This is a genomic window from Bacillus cereus group sp. RP32 (assembly GCF_040459735.1).
In the GTDB taxonomy this organism is placed as follows: domain Bacteria; phylum Bacillota; class Bacilli; order Bacillales; family Bacillaceae_G; genus Bacillus_A; species Bacillus_A wiedmannii.
In genome coordinates, this window is record NZ_JARVHO010000001.1 from 472,095 (window position 1) to 491,668 (window position 19,574).

A 19,574-nucleotide genomic window follows, 5' to 3' on the forward strand; every position below is an offset into this window, starting at 1 on the left:
AAGAAGCAATTATAGGAGGAAGACTACTATGGCAATTGTTGACGTATCGATTATTCCAGTAGGAACTGGTAATCCAAGTGTTAGTGAATATGTAGCAGAAGTACAAAAGGTGCTAGAGAAAAATGCAGATCGCGTGAAGTATCAATTAACACCAATGAATACAGTAATTGAAGGAGATCTTCCTGTCATTCTAGAAGTAATTCAACAAATGCATGAAGTTCCATATACGAAAGGTGCACAGCGCGTTGCAACAACAATTCGTATCGATGATCGTCGTGATAAAGTAAGCACGATGGAAAAGAAATTAAACTCTGTTCGATCAAAATTATAAGGAAAAGCAGCGATTTTCGCTGCTTTTTTCATATAGGAGGTAGATAAGATGAGTGAAAAGTTTAATGAACAATTTGACGGGTTACTAGAAAAATACACGGAACTATTACTTGGAGAGAGCAATGAAGAGAGAAAAGAACAGGTGCAGAAGTGGGCACTGTATTCTTACATAGCGAAGACGATGCCGGCTTTAGTGAAGCATTGGAATGAGACGTATCCCGATGCGAAAGAAGAGATGGTACAGTTAATTACAGATATTAAAAAGTTGAATGAAGAGAAGAGAAATGAGCAATAAAAAACTTGAGGTAAATATAATCTCAAGTTTTCTGTATTAATATCCTTATATAATTTACATGGAATATAAAGGGTTTTATAAGCATGTCGAATATTTTCGACATGCTTATTTTGTGCCTAGTAAAGTCGTTTTTTCTAAATGTCGAAAAATATTCCCTGCATATTTATAAGCGAGAATATAGGTTTTTAAATGTTTTTATAGTATTTTATAAATTATCTAAATAATTATTTGTATCCAATAATTTTAAACAATGATATAATTTTGAAGAGGGGTAAAAAACAGATAAATTACAGTCATAGGGGTGAATTACATGGAACAATTAATGCGAAATTCGTTTCTTTTCTTGTCAAAAAATAAAGCGCTAACAAAACTGGCTAAAAAGTACGGTTTACGCTTTGGTGCAGGTCGCTTTGTCGCAGGGGAGACAATTGAATTAGCGACAGCAGCTATTAAACAATTGAACAAGCAAGGACTTTGTGTAACAATCGATTATTTAGGGGAATTCGTTGATAATGAAGCGGAAGCAAATGAAATGGCTAACCAATCGATTGAAGCAATCCGTGCAATTGGAAGAGAAGGTCTTGATTCGCAGCTTTCTTTAAAAATGACTTCTATGGGATTAGATATCTCTGATGAAATCGTAATGAACAACATGCGCCGTATTTTAGAGGCTGCAAAAGAAAATGGTGTGTTTGTTACCATTGATATGGAAGACTATACACGCTGCGGAAAGACAATTGATATCTTTAAACAGTTAAAATCTGAGTACGATAATATTGGTACAGTTATTCAAGCTTACTTATATCGTACAGAAAAAGATATGGAAGAATTAAATGCTTATAGTCCTAATTTACGTCTTGTAAAAGGAGCTTATAAAGAACCTGAAGAGGTAGCGTTCCCGGAGAAGAAAGATGTAGATGATAACTATAAAAAAATTATTAAAATGCACTTATTAAATGGAAATTATACTGCGATTGCTTCACATGACGAAGCGATTATTGAATATACGAAAAAACTTGCCGAAGAACACAACATTCCAAGAGACCAATTTGAATTCCAGATGTTATATGGTATTCGTAATGAGCGTCAACTTGAGCTAGTAAAAGAAGGTTACAAAATGCGTGTTTATGTGCCTTATGGAAACGACTGGTATGGCTACTTCATGCGTCGTCTAGCAGAGCGTCCAGCAAACGTTGCGTTCGTGTTAAAAGGTATGGTTAAAAAATAACCAAGGAGAAAATACTCCTTGGTTATTTTAATTGCTGAAATGCGTAATGTGCCATTTTCTTCGTATCAGGATATAGCTGCGTGCGAGTAGAAGATAAAACAACATTAATGACGCGTTTACCGTCTTTTTCATCCACTGTTACGACCGTATATTTTCCGAGTGCTGATAGACCGCTTTTACTTCCAATTGCATATGGATCGTCATATAGTTCTTCTCGTCCATAGTTTGCGATGTTTGGAGAGCGTTCTGAAGTATGTAGAGTTGTACGTGTTGAATTCATATATTCTAAAACAACTGGGTACTTTAATGCTTCTTTCGTAATCATAGCAATGTCATATGGCGATACTTTATTTCCAAGTGCATCAGCGCCACTTGCATTTTTGAAAGTCGCATGCTTTGTACCAAGTTCCTTCGCTCTTGCATTCATCATTTTTACAAATTCATTTTTTGATCCTGCGATATGTTCTGCGATGGATTCAGCTATCGGGTCTGCACTAATGATAAGCATAAGCTTTAATGCCTCATCCCGCTTTAACTTTTCCCCGGCACGAAGTTTAATTTTCTTACTTTGACTTTCAGTTTTAATTGCGTTCTCTGTAACTGTAATTTCTTCATTTTCTTTTACATTCTCTAGTAAGAGTAAGGTAGTCATCATTTTCCCTATACTAGCCGGATAAGAGCGTTCGTCTTCCCGTTTCCCATACAAAATTTCACCTGTGTCTGCATCGATTGTAATGCCATATTGCCCAGTAATGTTAGGTTGATCCGCTCTTACAGCTTGTTGCCTTTGTGCATAAGAGAAGAAAATCATCCCTGTAAATAGTGTAGCAATCATTACAATCATAACTATTGTTCGTTTCATCATCGTTCCCTCTTTTGTTTTCCATATGTACAAATAAATTGGGCAGAAAAAGCAGCCATTACCCATTATGCCACGTTTTCTGCCCAAAAATATACCGTTATTTTTCGCCCATATTATGCTTCTTATATTGTTGGTTATTACCTTGACGGCCCTTTTCCACACCGTGATTATGAGGACCTGCATTTCCAGTTACGCTTGCTGCGCTAATTCCAGCCTTTGAAGGGTTCTTCTTAAGTTTTGCCATATATATTCCTCCAGTTTCGTCAGATTATAAAAAGGAAAAGTGCATTTTAATGAAGAAAATACACATGTATAGCATAGCCAAATGAAAGAAATATATTTATTTCAGAAAATTTTATCAATAAATATATTGCGAAAATTCAAACTGTATCATATATTTATTAGTAGAGGCTCACTCATTGATTGCGACTTATGTCGAAAAATTGAATGAGCATTCATTCAAGAATAGGGGGAGAAATGGATGTTCCAAATTAAAAAGGCTGCTGTTCTAGGTTCAGGCGTAATGGGTTCAGGGATTGCGGCACACTTAGCTAATATTGGTATTCCGACATTATTGCTTGATATTGTACCACCTGCGCTAACAAAAGAAGAGGAAGCGAAGGGACTTACATTAGAACATAAAAGTGTGAGAAATCGTTTTAGTAATACGGCTGTGCAAAAACTATTAAAGCAAAAACCAGCTCCTCTGACAGTGAAAGGAAATCTAGCACTGATTGAAGCAGGTAACTTAGAAGATGATCTTGAGCGTCTAGCTGATGTAGATTGGATTATTGAAGTAGTAGTTGAAAACTTAGATATTAAAAAGAAACTATTTGAAAAAGTAGATGCTGTTCGTAAACCGGGTTCTATTGTAAGCTCGAATACGTCAGGCATTTCAGTAGGAAAAATGGCAGAAGGTCGTTCAGACGACTTCCAGAAGCACTTCTTAGGCACACACTTTTTTAACCCACCACGATATTTAAAACTTCTAGAGGTAATACCGACGAAAGAAACAGATCCACAAGTATTAAGCTTCATGAAACTATTTGGCGAAGATGTTCTTGGAAAAGGCGTTGTTATCGCAAAAGACACACCAAACTTTATTGGAAACCGCATCGGTACGTATGGTTTATTAGTAACTCTTCAAGAGATGATAAAACGCGGCTATAGCATTGGGGAAGTTGATTCTGTAACAGGCCCACTTATTGGTCGTCCAAAGAGCGCAACGTTCCGTACATTAGATGTTGTCGGTTTAGATACATTCGTACACGTTGCAAATAACGTATATGAAAACGTACAAGAAGAAGAGCGTGATGTATTTAAAGTACCAGCTTTCATGCATGACATGCTTGATAAAAAATGGCTTGGAAGCAAAACAGGTCAAGGCTTCTTCTTAAAACAAGGAAAAGAAATTTTAGAACTAAATCCTGAAACGATGGAATACGAAGCTCGCAAAAAATTAAAAGCTGCATCTATCGAGTTAAGTAAACAAGAAAAAGGTTTATCGAATAAATTGAAAGCGCTTGTATACGCGAAAGACCGCGCAGGAGAGTTGTTATGGAACATCATCACACCAACTCTTTTATACTCTGCAAAACTTCATAAAGAAATTGCTGACGATATCGTTGCAATTGACCAAGCGATGAAGTGGGGCTTCGGCTGGGAGCAAGGACCGTTTGAAGTTTGGGATGCAATTGGCGTTGAAAAGTCCGTTCAAAAGATGGAAGAAAACGGTGCAGTTGTTCCGACTTGGGTGAAAGAAATGTTAGAGAAAGGTTTCACTACTTTCTACAAACATGATAACGGAGATAGCTACTATTACGATAATGGCGAATATAAGCTAATCGAACGTAATAAAAAGGCAATTTCTCTTAAGCAATTAAAAGCGAAAAATGGTGTATTAAAGAAAAATAGCGGAGCGAGCTTAATTGATTTAGGTGATGGCATCCTTTGCTTAGAATTCCATTCGAAGAGCAATGCAATCGGTATGGATATTACGCAAATGATTAACTACGCTGTTGATGAAGTAGAAAAGAATTATAAAGGTCTTGTTATCGGTAACCAATCGAAGAACTTCTGCGTTGGTGCGAACCTAGCAATGATCTTAATGGAAGCGCAAGATGACAACTACTTTGAAATTGAGTTGGTTGTGAAGAACTTCCAAGATGCAATGACGAAAATTAAATACTCTTCTAAGCCAGTTGTAGCAGCACCATATGGTATGACGCTTGGTGGAGGTACAGAAGTTTGCTTACCAGCAGCGAGCATTCAAGCTTCTAGTGAAACGTATATGGGCTTAGTAGAAGTTGGTGTTGGCTTAATCCCTGGCGGAGGCGGTAATAAAGAGCTATACATTAAACACTTAAATAAAATGCCAAACGGTGTAGAGTTTGATCTGCAAAAAGTTGCGAATAAAGTATTCGAATCTGTAGCGATGGCGAAAGTTTCTACATCAGCACAAGAAGCTGTATCGAACAACTTCTTAGGCGATAAAGACGGTATTAGTGTGAATGGTGATCACTTACTATATGATGCGAAACAAAAAGCACTTTCTTTATATGAAGCTGGCTATAAAGCGCCGATTCGTAAAAAGATACCAGTTGTTGGTGAAACAGGATATGCAACTCTTGTACTTGGTGCAGAAGCAATGCACTTATCAGGTTACATTTCTGAACATGATCTTCACATTGCGAAGAAACTTGCATATGTCATCGCGGGCGGAAAAGTGCCGTACGGAACAGAAGTTGATGAGCAGTATTTATTAGATGTAGAACGTGAAGCATTTATTAGCTTAGTAAGTGAGATGAAATCACAAGCAAGAATGCAGCACATGCTTGTAAAAGGAAAGCCATTACGTAACTAATAACGAGGGGAGATATCGTTCATGAGAGAAGCTGTCATTGTTGCGGGAGCAAGAACACCAATTGGAAAAGCAAAGAGGGGTTCATTAAAAACAGTTCGTCCTGACGATCTAGGGGCGTTAGTAGTAAAGGAAACATTAAAGCGTGCGAATTATGAAGGACCAATCGATGATTTAATTTTCGGTTGTGCGATGCCAGAAGCAGAGCAAGGGTTAAATATGGCTCGTAATATCGGCGGACTAGCAGGACTTTCTTACGATGTTCCAGCTATTACAATTAACCGTTACTGTTCTTCAGGGTTACAAAGTATTGCTTACGGAGCGGAGCGTATTATGCTTGGTCACTCGGAAGCTGTATTATCAGGCGGAGCGGAATCAATGAGTTTAGTTCCGATGATGGGACACGTTGTTCGTCCAAATAGTCGCCTTGTTGAAGCAGCTCCAGAATATTATATGGGTATGGGACATACAGCAGAGCAAGTTGCTGTGAAATATGGAATTTCTCGTGAAGAACAAGATGCATTTGCAGTAAGAAGTCATCAACGTGCTGCGAAAGCATTAGCTGCAGGGAACTTTGCTGATGAAACAGTATCTGTAGATGTAACGTTACGTACTGTTGGATCAAACAATAAACTGCAAGAAGAAACAATCATTTTCGCACAAGACGAAGGTGTAAGAGCAGAAACGTCGCTAGACATTTTAGGTAAATTACGTCCAGCATTTAACGTTCGCGGTTCTGTAACAGCTGGTAACTCTTCACAAATGAGTGACGGTGCAGCATCTGTACTATTAATGGATCGTGAAAAAGCAGTGAGTGATGGCATGAAACCACTTGCGAAATTCCGTTCATTTGCAGTAGCTGGCGTACCACCAGAAGTAATGGGAATTGGCCCAATCGCTGCAATTCCAAAGGCGTTAAAATTAGCTGGTTTAGAGCTATCTGATATCGGCCTATTCGAACTAAATGAAGCATTCGCTTCTCAATCGATCCAAGTTATTCGTGAACTTGGTTTAGATGAAGAAAAAGTAAACGTAAACGGCGGTGCAATAGCACTTGGACATCCACTTGGCTGTACAGGAGCAAAACTAACACTATCTCTTATTCACGAAATGAAACGCCGCAACCAACAATTCGGTATCGTAACAATGTGTATCGGCGGCGGAATGGGAGCAGCAGGAGTGTTTGAATTACTATAAAAAAAGTGGAAGTGGCTTGCTCAGAACAGGAGGGCGTTGGAAGCCCTGACGTAGAGGCGCTTTTTGCCTCACAGGAAGGGATGAAACGACCGACTGTTCTAGCCACTGGAACTGGATTATGAAAAAAAGTGGAAGCGGCTCGCTCAGAATGTGAGGGGGATGGAGCTTCAGACGTAGAGGCGCTCTTTGCCTCGCAGGAAGAAGCGAAGCCACCGAACATTCTAGCCGCTGGAACTAGATTAAAAAAAGTGGAAGTGGCTTGCTCAGAACGAGACGCCGCCAATACAAAGAATGGAAGCAACAAAGGTTTATAAAAAATAAAATTGAGAGCCAGCTTCTTTCAAAAAGAAAGAAGCGGCTTATGAAAATATGAAGGAGGAAATTTTCATGGAAAAAACAGTAGGAAATGCGGTTAAAGGCGGTAGCTTTTTAGTTGATGAGATTACGATTGATCAAGTGTTTACGCCAGAGGATTTTTCATCTGAGCATAAAATGATTGCAAAAACGACAGAGGACTTTATCGTAAATGAAGTTCTTCCAGAGCTTGAATATTTAGAGCAACACGAGTTTGATCGTTCTGTTCGTCTTTTAAAAGAAGCTGGGGAACTTGGTTTATTAGGCGCTGACGTACCAGAAGAGTACGGCGGAATTGGCCTTGATAAAGTAAGCTCAGCGTTAATCGCAGAGAAATTCTCGCGCGCTGGTGGTTTTGCAATTACTCACGGTGCTCACGTAGGTATCGGATCATTACCAATCGTGTTATTCGGTAATGAAGAGCAAAAGAAAAAGTATTTACCATTACTTGCAACTGGTGAAAAATTAGCGGCATACGCATTAACAGAGCCAGGTTCAGGGTCTGATGCATTAGGTGCGAAAACAACTGCACGTTTAAATGCAGAAGGTACACATTACGTATTAAATGGTGAAAAACAATGGATTACAAACTCTGCATTCGCTGACGTATTTATCGTATACGCAAAAATTGATGGAGAGCACTTCTCAGCATTTATCGTAGAGAAAGAATATGCTGGCGTATCTACAAGCCCAGAAGAAAAGAAAATGGGTATTAAATGTTCTTCAACTCGTACGTTAATTTTAGAAGATGCATTAGTACCGAAAGAAAACTTACTTGGTGAAATCGGTAAAGGTCATATTATCGCGTTCAACATTTTAAATATCGGCCGTTATAAATTAGGTGTTGGTACAGTTGGATCTGCGAAACGTGCAGTAGAAATTTCAGCACAATATGCAAACCAACGTCAACAGTTCAAACAACCAATCGCTCGCTTCCCATTAATTCAAGAGAAACTTGCGAATATGGCAGCGAAAACATATGCAGCTGAAAGCTCTGTATACCGTACAGTAGGTTTATTCGAAAGCCGCATGAGCACATTATCTGAAGAGGAAGTAAAGGACGGTAAAGCAGTAGCAGCTTCTATCGCTGAATATGCAATCGAGTGTTCTTTAAATAAAGTATTCGGTTCTGAAGTACTAGATTATACAGTTGATGAAGGTGTTCAAATTCACGGTGGTTACGGATTTATGGCAGAGTATGAGATTGAAAGAATGTACCGCGATTCTCGTATTAACCGTATTTTCGAAGGAACGAACGAAATTAACCGCCTAATCGTACCAGGTACGTTCTTACGTAAAGCGATGAAAGGTGAATTACCACTTCTTCAAAAAGCACAAAAATTACAAGAAGAGTTAATGATGATGATGCCAGAAGAAGTAGGCGATGAGCCATTAGCACTTCAAAAATATTTAGTAACTAACGCGAAGAAAATCGGCTTAATGGTAGCTGGATTAGCTGCTCAAAAATACGGTAAAGCATTAGATAAAGAGCAAGAAATTCTTGTGAATATCGCTGACATCGTAAGCAACCTATATGCAATGGAGTCAGCTGTTCTTCGTACAGAAAAAGCAATTAAAACAACTGGTCTTGAAAAGAATAAACAAAAAGTGTTATACACTGAAGTATTCTGCCAAGAAGCATTCAACGAAATCGAAGCAGATGCGAAAGAAACACTTATCGCAGTTGAAAACGGCGACATGCTGCGCATGATGTTATCATCATTACGTAAATTAACTCGCCACACACCACTTAACGTAATTCCGAAGAAACGTGAAATCGCTGCGAAAATTTTAGAAGATGAGCGTTACACAGTTTAATAGCTGTAAAGAAAAGTAGTCGTATAAACGGCTACTTTTCTTTTTTTTTTGTAAAAATGAAATTTTTAGTGACGCAAAACTAATAGCATTAGTATAATAAAACTAATGCTATTAGTTTTCGTGAAAAGGGAGATGGAAATATGAGAATGATACATGAAAAAACGGTATATCAATTGTCATTTTTGCCAAGGGTGTTTCCTGTGAATTGTTACTTTGTGGAGGAAGAAGATGGTTTAACTTTAATTGATGCGGCTTTGCCATATAGCGCAAAAGGTATTTTACAGGCGGCTGAAAAAATAGGGAAACCAATTACGAATATTGTATTAACACATGCGCATGATGATCACATCGGTTCACTAGACGCATTAAAGGAAGTGCTTCCTAATGTTCCAGTCTATATTTCTAAACGGGACGCAAAGCTTTTAGAAGGAGATACGACGTTACAAAAGGATGAACCGAATATACCGATAAAAGGCGGTGTACCTAAAAAGGTAAAAACGGTACCTGATGTGTTATTGGAAGGTGGCGACCGAGTTGGATCGCTTCTTGCGATTATGACGCCGGGACATACGCCAGGCTCCATGTCGCTTCTTGATGTACGAAATAAAGCTCTTATTGTCGGGGATGCCTTCCAAACAAGAGGAGGTATGGCTGTTTCGGGACAAATGAAATTTTGGTTTCCGTTTCCTGCGATGGCAACGTGGAGCAAAGAAATATCATTACAAAGTGCAGAGAAGCTAAGCGAATATGAGCCTTCCTTACTTGCGGCAGGACATGGGAAAATGATAAAGAATCCAGGTACTGTCATAAAACGTGCTATTAAGGAAGCTAAGCGGAATATAGAAAGTAGAAAAGAGGGGTAATTTATGTCACCGAGAATCGGACTTACATTACAGAAAATTGTAGAAACAGCAGCAGAAATTGCAGATGCAAATGGAATACAAGAAGTAACGTTAGCTTCATTGGCACAAACATTAGGGGTACGTTCCCCCTCGCTATACAATCATGTGAAAGGCTTACAAGATGTACGGAAAAATCTTGGCATTTACGGAATCAAACAGCTGTATAACAGACTGGAAGAAGCGGCCGAGGGTAAACGGATGGATGAAGCAATTCATGCTTTGGGAGAAGCGTATGTAGCATTCGTACGCAAACATCCTGGACTGTATGAAGCAACTTTTTTACGAGATGAAGAAGTAAGAAAAGCAGGTGACGGAATTGTAAAGCTTTGTCTCCAGGTGTTACAACAGTACGGCTTAGAAGGAGAGAATGCACTTCATGCGACGCGTGGATTCAGAAGTATTTGTCACGGGTTTGCGTCGATTGAACAGCAGGGTGGATTTGGTTTGCCACTAGATTTAGATACAAGTTTACATGTATTATTGGAAACGTTTATTAAAGGATTACATGAATAAGAAGCAAGGCAAACAAAAACCTTAGAAGCGATTCTAAGGTTTTTTAGTGCATATGATTCGAAAAGAACAGTAGGTAGATTAAAGTTTCACTTTATTGTTGTTAAAAATAGTTTACATAATGTTAAAAATAATTTACAATTAAAATATAGAAAATAATGTAAAATGAGGAGAGGTTATGAAACAGAGTGGAAATTTAAAAAATAATCTCGTTGTACTTAGAGCAGAAAAACGCTGGTCACAAACTGATTTAGCGAACAAAGCAGGGGCAAGTAGACAAACGATCGCCTCAATTGAAGCGAATCGTTACAATCCATCTTTAATTTTAGCTTTTGAAATTGCACATATTTTAGGTAAGGAGTTTCATGAAGTTTTTCAATATAAAATAGAGGGGGAAACGGAATGAGCATTGTAATAGGGATCATAATCTCAGTAGCGGGACTAATAGGTGTTTTATATTCAACACGTTTTCAGAAGAATGAGGGGGAAGATGAAAGAGGCGAGCATATTACAGGGAATGCAGCTAAAATTTCATTATTTGTATTTTTATTTCTATATTTAGTTATCTTTTTAATTGGGAATGTATATTCATTGACAGGTGAACAGTATAAATTAGCAAATGCATGTTTATTAGCTGGAGTACTTTGTTCTTATGCTTTAACTATTGTAGTTTTGAAAAGAAGATATTAGATGAGAAAGAGCCTCTAGTGGTTTAGAGGCTCTTTTTTGTTAAATGATATTATTTAGCTGGTTTGAAAAATGTATATATCGCTAAGAAAAAGCAAACGAAACTGAATACGATAGGATCTTGATATGGACTAGGTTCAGAGCCCTTCTGGATTTCTGTAAGGAATTCATGGGTTTTCATGTTTATTGCTCCTTTATATAAGAATACTTGTAATGAAACTAATACTTACTAATAGAGTTGCACTAATAAATACTAAGAAAAACGTAGTATTACGGTTTTTATAGTTGGTAAGCGCAATGAATAAAAAACAAATGAGAAATAACATATGTAAAGGTATAGAAGTGAATAGTGGTTTTGAAGTTAATATATCAATCAACAATTTTACATACAGGATTGCATAAACCATTAAGAAGATAACTTTAAAATATTTTGGCATAAGCACACCTACTTACTATGGTTTGTTTGGGGATTATATTGTTGTTACAGGTTACCTATTGAAAAATTGTATTTTTCTGTAATTATAACATTTTTTTGTATTTATAAATAGATGTGAAATGTAAGAAAGCTTTTTCATGAATATGATTTAAAAAGAACAGAATACTAAAGGAGAATGTATGAAGAAAGGTAGGAGTATTCCATGCAAAATTTAACAGAGCTTGAAGTAGAAAACTTACGCCATTTAATTGGTGGACATGCAACAATTATTAATAAGTTAGACCAGTACGCACAGGCTTGTACAGATCCACAATTGAAACAAATGTTACAAAAGGATGCGCAAGATGCACGAAATACGAAGCAACAATTGATGACTTTTCTAGGATAGGAGGAAGCGACAGATGAATGAAAAAGATATGGTAAATGATTATTTAGCAGGATTGAATGCAAGTTTAACAAGTTATGCAAATTATATTTCTCAGTCTGATAATGAACAGTTACATCAAACGTTAATCCAAATTCGTAATCAAGATGAGATGCGTCAACGTAATATGTATGAGTACGCAAAGCAAAAGAGTTATTACAAACCAGCAGCACCTGCTAACCCAATGATTGTACAGCAATTAAAAGGTCAATTAAGTGCGGAATAATGGGATGAAGAAACGAGCGAATGAAGTCGCTCGTTTTTTTGTTTTGGGCATGTCAATAAATATATAATAAATATTTTTTAAGTTGTAACAAATATGACGAAAATGGAATATAACAATTCATAAAAAGGACAAAAATTTGCTCAACATTTCACAAAGTATCCATGGTTTATATCGTGGGAATCTATATAATGAGGAGTGTAAAGAACAAAAGAAATAGATTATATGATCAATTAGGAGAGATTGCTATGAAAAGAAATACAAGAAAAATTGCAATTATCGGTACTGGATTAGTTGGATCAAGTTGTGCGTATTCCATTGTAAATCAAGGAATTTGCGAAGAGCTATTATTAATTGATATAAATCATGAACGTGCAGTTGGGGAAGCAATGGATTTATCACATTGCATTAACTTTACAAATACAAGAACAAAAGTATATGCAGGAAGCTATGAAGACTGCAAAGATATGGACATTGTTATTATTACAGCAGGGCCAGCACCAAAACCAGGGCAAAGTCGCTTAGATACTTTAGGAGCGAGTGCGAAGATTATGGAAAGTGTTGTTGGCGGCGTAATGGAAAGTGGATTTGATGGTATTTTCTTACTTGCATCGAACCCAGTTGATATTATTACATATGAAGTGTGGAAATTATCTGGATTACCTAGAAATCGCGTAATCGGTACTGGTACATCACTAGATTCTTCTCGCTTAAGAACAATTTTATCTGAAATGTTACATGTAGATCCTCGTAGTATTCATGGGTATTCTCTAGGAGAACATGGTGATTCTCAAATGGTTGCTTGGTCTCATGTAACTGTTGGTGGAAAGCCAATTCTACAAATTTTAGAAGAACAAAAAGAACGATTTGGTGAAATAGATTTAGATGAAATTGTTGAGAAGACTGCAAAAGCTGGCTGGGAAATTTATAAACGTAAAGGAACTACTTATTACGGAATCGGAAATTCTCTAGCATATATTGCAAGCTCAATCTTTAATGATGATCACCGTGTCATTGCTGTATCAGCCATTTTAGATGGGGAGTACGGTGAATATGATATTTGTACAGGAGTACCAGCTATTATTACTAGAGACGGTATAAGAGAAATTGTAGAACTCAATTTAACAGAGGATGAAGAATCTCGATTCGCAAAATCAAACGATATTTTACGTGATTATATGAAAACAATTGGTTACTAACTTATAGGAGAAGGTGAAACAAATGAAGGAATATATAATGTCTCGTGTATTTAAAGCATCTGCTGGTATCGCACAAGGTATTTTCGTATCCCTCGGAATTGGTTTACTAATCGAAAATATAGGGAGAATTGTTGATATTCCGTTGCTTATTACAATCGGAGTTGTTGCAAAATCACTTATGGCACCAGCCATTGGTGCCGGAATTGCTTTTATGCTCGGTGCAAATGGTCTTGTAATCTTCTCGGCTATGGTAGCTGGAGCAATTGGTGCTGGATCCATTTCAATTACTGAAGCAGGTCTAATTATTAAAACAGGTGAGCCAATCGGTGCATTATTAACAGCGACTTTAGCTGTCTATATTGGTAAACGTTTAAGTGGAAAAACTGCGTTAGATATGATGCTCGTTCCATTTGCGGCAATATTAGGTTCTGGTTTAGTTGGTATTTGGTTGTCTCATAATATTACTCCTGTTTTAAATACAATTGGAGCATTCATTAAAGATAGCTCAGCTGGTAGCCCGTTCATCGCTTCTATTGTTATTGCAGTCGTTTGGGGACTATTACTTATCTCTCCAGCTTCATCAGCTGCGTTAGCGATCGCACTTAGCTTAGACGGTGTTGCAGGTGGTGCTGCTCTTGCAGGCTGCGTTGCTCAGTTTATCGGATTCTCTGTAATCTCAGCGAAAGAAAATAATTTAGGCGGCATATTAGCTCAAGCGCTTTGTACTCCGAAAGTACAGTTGCCAAATATTACTAAAAATCCAATGATTCTCGTCCCAACTGTCGTCGCCAGTGCTATAGTTGGTCCAGTATCCGCATTAATTTTTCAACTAGAAGCAGGAAAAGAAATTGCAGGTCTTGGATTAAGTTCTCTTATCGCACCAATTAATTTAATTTCTAGCGAAGGATGGGAAGTTGTCCCAGCGATGGTAATCACTTATATCATCATTCCAGTAGCTGTTTCTTATATACTTTACATTGCTCTTAAAAAAGCAGGTCGTATTCACTCTGGTGATATGACTGTACCGCAATCTTAAATTGAAAATCTCCTTTTATATAGAGAAAAGCAGACTGGAAGCCACAGTCTGCTTTTTACATTTTGTAATTTTGTTTTACTGGAACACGTACAGTTTCTTTTGCTAATAAAAGCTGAACGCCGAAGTAAAGTATGCTTGCAAGCGTCATTCCAGAAATGGCGTCTACAAATGCGTGTTGCTTCGTAAATAGCGTTGATAAAATAATAAGCGTACCGAAGAAGGTAAGAATATAATATTCAAAAGCATGTTGTTCTCTACGTTTAAAGGCAGCTAGCATAATCACAAAGGTAGTAAGAACGTGAATGCTAGGGAAACAGTTTACCGGTTGGTCGATACTATAAATATAGCGGACTAGTTCGGAAAATACGTCGGATCCAACGACTGTTGGACGTGGTACAGTTGTCTGCCAAAAATAATAAATAGAAAAACAAGCAAGTTTTCCAAGAATTATACTACTTAAAGTGACATAATATTGTTTTCGATTCGCAAAGCAATAATAAATAAGTGCGCCGTATAAGTAAGGAAACCAAAGTAAATAAGGAATAATAAATGCTTTCACAAATGGAATCCAATCATCTACTACAGTTGTGACATCTACTGCGTGTACAGTAGATTTATTTAATACATCGTAAAGGGGACTTACGAGTACGAGTAGAAGTATATAACTTAACGGAAGAAAAGATGAAAGTTTAAATTTCTTCATGATAATCTCCTATGTTTAGTAATGTAAATAAATTCAATTGATTATAATATAGAAACGTCATTTGAGCTATCGATTTTACTTACATTTTCTTGAATTCACCTTACGTTTTTGTCACTTGACTTAAAAGAAGGGGAGGGTGCTAAATGAAGCGTTTATCGTATTTCTTATTTTTTATATTGATATGCCTAGTCAGTGCGGGGTGTGCAAAGGATAAAGAAGGAGAGAAATTAGAATATAACGGAAGAGCACTCGTAATTGGAGTTATTGGAGAAAAGCCGAAAGATACGTTTAGGAATATAAAGTTTGAGGAAATGAAGTTAGAGGAACTGGAAAAGAAATCTAAGGAAGTAGATGGTTTTTTAATAATGAAAGATCACTTTCAAGAAGCCTCAACAGAGCAGTATAAAAATGTATTTTCATCGCTAAAGAAACCAGTATTTTTTATCGGTTTGCAAGATAAATCATATTCAACGTTTATTACAAAGGGGATAGAGTATAACAGTGCACGAAAAGATGTAAATGCTATGTATACGCAAGGCTTTGCAAATATCGGAAGTGGTGAAGGACAACAATGGGCAGTCGGTTTGTCCAATGGTGGCAATACTGAAGAAAGTATTCATAATATGTATATCGTCGTATTTCAAACAATTTCCGATTATTTGAATAGATGATGAAGAAGCCTGTATAAGAGGCTTCTTATTTTTTATGCAGAAGCACAGATAAAAATATGATTGAGAAGTTCACGCAAGCTTTACAACGTATGCGAGATGTAATGATACCGATTTATAATTTTATATCAGCTATTGCGGATTTAATTATAAAGTTTTAATGAAGCGCATCCAGGAATCGGTTATATAGTGGTTCAAATGATTTCGTTATTTATGCGATTACTTGTTGGGATTGCTAAAGCTATTTTGTCCTACACTAGTAGGGTTTTTTATTAACAGTAATTCCTCAGTATTTATGAAACATGCAAATATGCATATTGTATTTATTTGGATATTTTAGTATGTTAAAATTAAATATAAGGATTTTTGTATGTAACGAACTAAAATCAGAAATATCCAATGAATTTTGAGAGGTGTTACATGTTTAAAAACAAGAAATTAATTCGATTTGGTCTAACATTACTAGTATGTTTATATGTAATTGATTTTACAATCAGTTATTTTCAAACATATCTTGAATCAGCGGCAGGGATTAGATGGGTAGTATCAGAAACTTGGAGAACTATTTTGTTAGATGCCCCTGAAAGTATATTGGTTATTTTAGGCGCAATTGCTTTATATGATTTCACAAAAGAAACATCACCAAAAGACGCATCCATTTAAATGCGTCTTTTTTCTTTGCAGTAATTTCTTCAACATCATGGCATGCTCTCACTATTACGCCTAAAATTGTTAGTTCTTTTTATCTGTACGCCTTTGTCATTTAAATTGTTTCCAGGTTTTGTGACTATAGGCTGAAATGGTTAAATAAATGTTTGTTTGAGATGTATGTTCGGTAGGAAGAAACCGATGCAGCCCAACGGTTAGAAAAGAAAAATAGGGAGCTAATCAAACGTTTGTTTAAGATGTATGTTCGGTAGGAAGAAACCGATGCAATTCAAGGGTTAACAAAGAAAAATGTGGAATTAATCAAACGTTTGTTTAAGATGTATGTTCGGTAGGAAGAAACCGATGTAGCCCAAGAGTTAGAAAAGAAAAATAGGGAGTTAATCAAACGTTTGTTTAACATATATGTTCGGCGAGTGATGAGAGAAGAATCTAAAAAAATATATATTTATTTTTTCTTAACAAATGGCGGGAAAATAAGGAAAATTCGCAGGATTATTAAAATTTATCACGAAATAAGTAAAAGTTTAGCGAATAATCGTTTGAAATAATAAAACGTTTTCTATATGATAAAGGTAAAGGTTAGTAAAAAAGTAGGTGAATTTATGACAGTAACATTTTATTCATATCCAAAGTGTGGCACATGTCAAAAAGCAAAGAAATGGTTTGAGGCAAACGATGTAGCATATGAGATGATTCATATTGTTGAAAATCCACCATCAAAAGAAGATTTACGTAATTTACATGAAAAAAGTGAATTACCATTAAAAAAATTCTTTAATACAAGTGGAATGCGTTACCGCGAACTTGGTCTGAAAGATAAGTTAAAGGATGCAAGTGAAGACGAAATGTACGAACTTTTAGCATCTGATGGCATGTTGATTAAACGTCCAATCGTAACAAATGGAACGAATGTAACACTTGGTTTTAACGAAGAGCAGTTTGAAAGTGTGTGGAAAAAGTACCAATAAGGTATTTTTACATAATTAATACATTCACTGGAGGTACAGTCATGAGCATTCCAAATAATTTACGTTACTCTGAAGAACACGAATGGGTAAAAACTGAAGGTAATGAAGTTGTTATCGGTATTACTCACTTTGCACAAGGTGAGCTAGGCGATATCGTATTCGTTGAACTTCCTGAAGTAGGTGCAACAATCGAAGCTGACGAGCCATTCGGAAGCGTAGAATCTGTTAAAACAGTTTCTGAGTTATACGCACCTGTAAGTGGTAAAGTTGTAGCAGTAAACGAAGAATTAAGTGACCAACCAGAACTTGTTAACGAATCTCCATACGAGGGTGCATGGATGGTTAAAGTTGAACTTTCTGATGCAAGCCAAGTTGAGAAGTTATTAACTGCAGAAAAATATGCAGAAATGACAAACCAAGACTAATTATAGTCGACTAAAGGACAGCCTTTGTGCTGTCCTTTTTTATTTTGTGTAAAATAATGAACGTAGAATCATATACTAATTATCGTGTAGGAGAGTGTTTTTTGAAAAAAATATTTCGTTTAATTTTTTATTGTCCAGCTCCAGCGGCTAGAACAGTCGGTCATTTCACTCCTTCACTTGAGGCAAAAAGCACCTCTAGTTCAGGAGTTCCAATGCCCTCCTGTTCTGAACGAGCCGCTTGCGCTTTTCTTTTGCAAAAATAAACAGGAAACAACATGAAAATAACGAATATACTATATACTAAGTTAAAGGTTGTATAGTATATGGTGATCGGGTGATGACATATGATTTATGTAGAAAAAGTCATTATTGTAGAAGGTAAATCAGATAGAAGAAAGATTGAATCTATTATTCGTGAACCGGTGGAAATTGTTTGTACAAATGGTACAATTGGTTTATCGAAAATGGATGAGCTCATTGATCAGTTTTTTGATAAGGAAGTGTATGTACTAGTGGATGCTGATGATGCTGGAGAAAAGTTAAGGAAGCAATTTCGAAAAGAATTTCCGCAAGCAGAGCATATTTACATTGATCGCTCGTACCGAGAAGTGGCAACTGCGCCATCTTCACACTTAGCAAATGTATTATGGGGAGCTGACATTGACGTTTATACAGAATATTTACGGTAAGGAATGATAGAAGTGATTGATTGGACAGGTGCCGAAGCTACAGCCCTAATAGAGAACGAAGAAAAAACAGTGTTATATGTATATACTCCAATGTGTGGAACATGCCAATTAGCAAAAAAGATGTTAACAGTTGTTGAGATGACAATTGAAGACTTGAAAATTGGAATGTTAGATTTAAATTATGCTCCGCATTTAGCGAAAGAGTATGGAATCGAAAGTGTACCGTGTTTACTTGTTTTTGAAAATGGGACACTGATGAAGAAGATATACGCATTTCATTCGGTTGAATATTTATATACGGAATTAAAGTAGGCGGCAAAATTTTTGCCGCCTCGACATATTTCTTGGGAAATATGTCGAGATGCAGGATGGATACAGTATTTGTCGAGCGAAAATAACAGGATTGCTCTTTAGTGAGAGGGAATGGTATGTAATAGAAAGTGATATGAAGGATGTGATTTAAGGTGAAATTATATTCTTTGCTTCAATCATTTGTAAATTACGCTAATGGTCAATATCATTTAGAGCCGCTTTTACGACAAGAAGAAAAAACTGTTAACTTCCGCTTTGGAGATGAAAGTTGTTCGTTACAAATTTCAAGAGATTATATAGAACTGCTACATGAGGAAATAGGGACGGAGCAAATCGTTTGTGTAGATGAAGAAGATGTAAAACAATTGGTAAACGGCAATGTACGATTGCAAATGTTAATGAACGATGGACGTGTACAATATTCGGGAACGTATCGAACGATGTTGTTAGTCGAATCGATGTTTCATATATGTAAACCGATGTCAGTAGGTGCTTAAAATTCTGAAGGTTCATTTTTCGCGAAAATTTCTGTTGACATGGTGTTTGGATATTGATACAATTCAATTCATAAAATATAGATAATTTCATAAATTACAAATCAGACGAAAATTGAATCTGATTTCTCTTATCAAGAGAGGTGGAGGGACTGTGCCCTGTGAAGCCCGGCAACCGTCAACTTATGTTGAAATGGTGCCAATTCCTGCAAAGCAAATGCTTTGAGAGATGAGAGAGAGGGATAATGTTGTTATATACGCACATAAACCTTTCTGCTTCTCTAA

24 protein-coding genes, 1 pseudogene and 1 riboswitch are annotated in these 19,574 nt (G+C 36.6%); of the genes and pseudogenes, 22 read left to right on the forward strand and 3 right to left on the reverse strand.

The genetic code is table 11. The features are described 5' to 3' along the window. The first annotated feature begins 28 nt into the window (after nt 1-28). From QCI46_RS02240 to QCI46_RS02250, 3 genes are all read left to right on the forward strand, one after another. Nucleotides 29-331: an MTH1187 family thiamine-binding protein gene (locus QCI46_RS02240; protein ID WP_001018862.1), complete on the forward strand. Its 303-nt coding sequence runs from the start codon at nt 29-31 to the stop codon at nt 329-331. Nucleotides 332-379: 48 nt separating this feature from the next. Next, the gene (locus tag QCI46_RS02245) at nt 380-625 is read left to right on the forward strand and encodes a YusU family protein (protein ID WP_001290592.1); all 246 of its coding nucleotides are present in this window, start codon (nt 380-382) and stop codon (nt 623-625) included. A gap of 310 nt (nt 626-935) precedes the next feature. After that, nucleotides 936-1,853: a proline dehydrogenase family protein gene (locus QCI46_RS02250; protein WP_046955846.1), complete on the forward strand. Its 918-nt coding sequence runs from the start codon at nt 936-938 to the stop codon at nt 1,851-1,853. Nucleotides 1,854-1,875: 22 nt separating this feature from the next. Here QCI46_RS02250 and QCI46_RS02255 read toward each other — a convergent pair whose 3' ends face one another. Beyond that, entirely contained in the window at nt 1,876-2,715 is an 840-nt protein-coding gene (locus tag QCI46_RS02255) for a D-alanyl-D-alanine carboxypeptidase family protein (protein WP_000831460.1), read from the reverse strand. Nucleotides 2,716-2,812: 97 nt separating this feature from the next. Next, nucleotides 2,813-2,959 (reverse strand): YuzL family protein, encoded by a 147-nt coding sequence (locus QCI46_RS02260; RefSeq protein WP_001096344.1) that lies wholly within the window; start codon nt 2,957-2,959, stop codon nt 2,813-2,815. Between the two features lie 237 nt (nt 2,960-3,196). On the opposite strand from QCI46_RS02260, the gene QCI46_RS02265 reads away from it, so the two are divergent. From QCI46_RS02265 to QCI46_RS02315, 11 genes are all read left to right on the forward strand, one after another. Continuing rightward, nucleotides 3,197-5,578, forward strand: a complete 2,382-nt coding sequence (locus QCI46_RS02265; protein ID WP_353839508.1) for a 3-hydroxyacyl-CoA dehydrogenase/enoyl-CoA hydratase family protein — start codon at nt 3,197-3,199, stop codon at nt 5,576-5,578. Between the two features lie 21 nt (nt 5,579-5,599). Then, entirely contained in the window at nt 5,600-6,772 is a 1,173-nt protein-coding gene (locus tag QCI46_RS02270; RefSeq protein ID WP_001206340.1) for an acetyl-CoA C-acetyltransferase, read from the forward strand. A 387-nt stretch (nt 6,773-7,159) separates the two neighbouring features. Further along, nucleotides 7,160-8,944 carry an acyl-CoA dehydrogenase family protein gene (locus tag QCI46_RS02275; protein WP_000416287.1) on the forward strand — a complete coding sequence of 595 codons (1,785 nt, stop codon included), beginning with the start codon at nt 7,160-7,162 and terminating at the stop codon, nt 8,942-8,944. Nucleotides 8,945-9,084: 140 nt separating this feature from the next. Then, entirely contained in the window at nt 9,085-9,807 is a 723-nt protein-coding gene (locus tag QCI46_RS02280) for an MBL fold metallo-hydrolase (RefSeq protein WP_353839509.1), read from the forward strand. A 3-nt stretch (nt 9,808-9,810) separates the two neighbouring features. Next, nucleotides 9,811-10,359, forward strand: a complete 549-nt coding sequence (locus QCI46_RS02285; protein WP_353839510.1) for a TetR/AcrR family transcriptional regulator — start codon at nt 9,811-9,813, stop codon at nt 10,357-10,359. Nucleotides 10,360-10,534: 175 nt separating this feature from the next. After that, complete coding sequence (locus QCI46_RS02290; protein WP_353839511.1) at nt 10,535-10,762, forward strand: helix-turn-helix transcriptional regulator; 228 nt, start codon at nt 10,535-10,537, stop codon at nt 10,760-10,762. Next, the gene (locus tag QCI46_RS02295) at nt 10,759-11,046 is read left to right on the forward strand and encodes a DUF2178 domain-containing protein (RefSeq protein ID WP_098624864.1); all 288 of its coding nucleotides are present in this window, start codon (nt 10,759-10,761) and stop codon (nt 11,044-11,046) included. The genes QCI46_RS02290 and QCI46_RS02295 overlap by 4 nt, the downstream gene beginning before the upstream one ends. 635 nt (nt 11,047-11,681) lie before the next feature. Further along, nucleotides 11,682-11,867 (forward strand): hypothetical protein, encoded by a 186-nt coding sequence (locus tag QCI46_RS02300; protein WP_001180550.1) that lies wholly within the window; start codon nt 11,682-11,684, stop codon nt 11,865-11,867. A gap of 13 nt (nt 11,868-11,880) precedes the next feature. After that, nucleotides 11,881-12,129: a spore coat protein gene (locus QCI46_RS02305; protein ID WP_001002991.1), complete on the forward strand. Its 249-nt coding sequence runs from the start codon at nt 11,881-11,883 to the stop codon at nt 12,127-12,129. A 245-nt stretch (nt 12,130-12,374) separates the two neighbouring features. After that, entirely contained in the window at nt 12,375-13,325 is a 951-nt protein-coding gene (locus QCI46_RS02310) for an L-lactate dehydrogenase (RefSeq protein ID WP_483299008.1), read from the forward strand. A 22-nt stretch (nt 13,326-13,347) separates the two neighbouring features. Continuing rightward, nucleotides 13,348-14,361 (forward strand): PTS sugar transporter subunit IIC, encoded by a 1,014-nt coding sequence (locus QCI46_RS02315; protein WP_000666174.1) that lies wholly within the window; start codon nt 13,348-13,350, stop codon nt 14,359-14,361. A gap of 55 nt (nt 14,362-14,416) precedes the next feature. Here QCI46_RS02315 and QCI46_RS02320 read toward each other — a convergent pair whose 3' ends face one another. Further along, the gene (locus tag QCI46_RS02320; protein ID WP_098079717.1) at nt 14,417-15,064 is read right to left on the reverse strand and encodes a phosphatase PAP2 family protein; all 648 of its coding nucleotides are present in this window, start codon (nt 15,062-15,064) and stop codon (nt 14,417-14,419) included. A 143-nt stretch (nt 15,065-15,207) separates the two neighbouring features. Here QCI46_RS02320 and QCI46_RS02325 point away from each other — a divergent pair, with 143 nt between their 5' ends. The 8 genes and pseudogenes from QCI46_RS02325 (at nt 15,208) to QCI46_RS02360 (ending at nt 19,292) form a co-directional block, all read left to right on the forward strand. Continuing rightward, on the forward strand, nt 15,208-15,735 hold the full coding sequence (locus QCI46_RS02325) for a hypothetical protein (protein ID WP_353839512.1): 528 nt from the start codon (nt 15,208-15,210) through the stop codon (nt 15,733-15,735). 171 nt (nt 15,736-15,906) lie between these two features. Then, nucleotides 15,907-16,008: pseudogene (locus tag QCI46_RS02330) on the forward strand (quinol oxidase); the annotation flags it as partial. Nucleotides 16,009-16,152: 144 nt separating this feature from the next. Then, on the forward strand, nt 16,153-16,395 hold the full coding sequence (locus tag QCI46_RS02335; RefSeq protein ID WP_141499166.1) for a DUF3937 family protein: 243 nt from the start codon (nt 16,153-16,155) through the stop codon (nt 16,393-16,395). Nucleotides 16,396-17,003: 608 nt separating this feature from the next. Continuing rightward, a complete protein-coding gene (locus QCI46_RS02340) occupies nt 17,004-17,369 on the forward strand; it encodes an arsenate reductase family protein (protein WP_000218969.1) in 366 nt (121 codons plus the stop codon). A gap of 41 nt (nt 17,370-17,410) precedes the next feature. Beyond that, nucleotides 17,411-17,794, forward strand: coding sequence for a glycine cleavage system protein GcvH (gcvH, locus tag QCI46_RS02345; RefSeq protein WP_000026896.1), 384 nt, complete (start codon nt 17,411-17,413; stop codon nt 17,792-17,794). A 344-nt stretch (nt 17,795-18,138) separates the two neighbouring features. Then, entirely contained in the window at nt 18,139-18,483 is a 345-nt protein-coding gene (locus QCI46_RS02350) for a toprim domain-containing protein (RefSeq protein ID WP_000640866.1), read from the forward strand. Nucleotides 18,484-18,486: 3 nt separating this feature from the next. Next, nucleotides 18,487-18,795, forward strand: a complete 309-nt coding sequence (locus QCI46_RS02355) for a thioredoxin family protein (RefSeq protein ID WP_002008881.1) — start codon at nt 18,487-18,489, stop codon at nt 18,793-18,795. Nucleotides 18,796-18,947: 152 nt separating this feature from the next. Further along, a complete protein-coding gene (locus tag QCI46_RS02360) occupies nt 18,948-19,292 on the forward strand; it encodes a hypothetical protein (RefSeq protein WP_353839513.1) in 345 nt (114 codons plus the stop codon). A gap of 125 nt (nt 19,293-19,417) precedes the next feature. Beyond that, nucleotides 19,418-19,525: riboswitch (SAM riboswitch) on the forward strand. Nucleotides 19,526-19,574 lie beyond the last annotated feature (49 nt).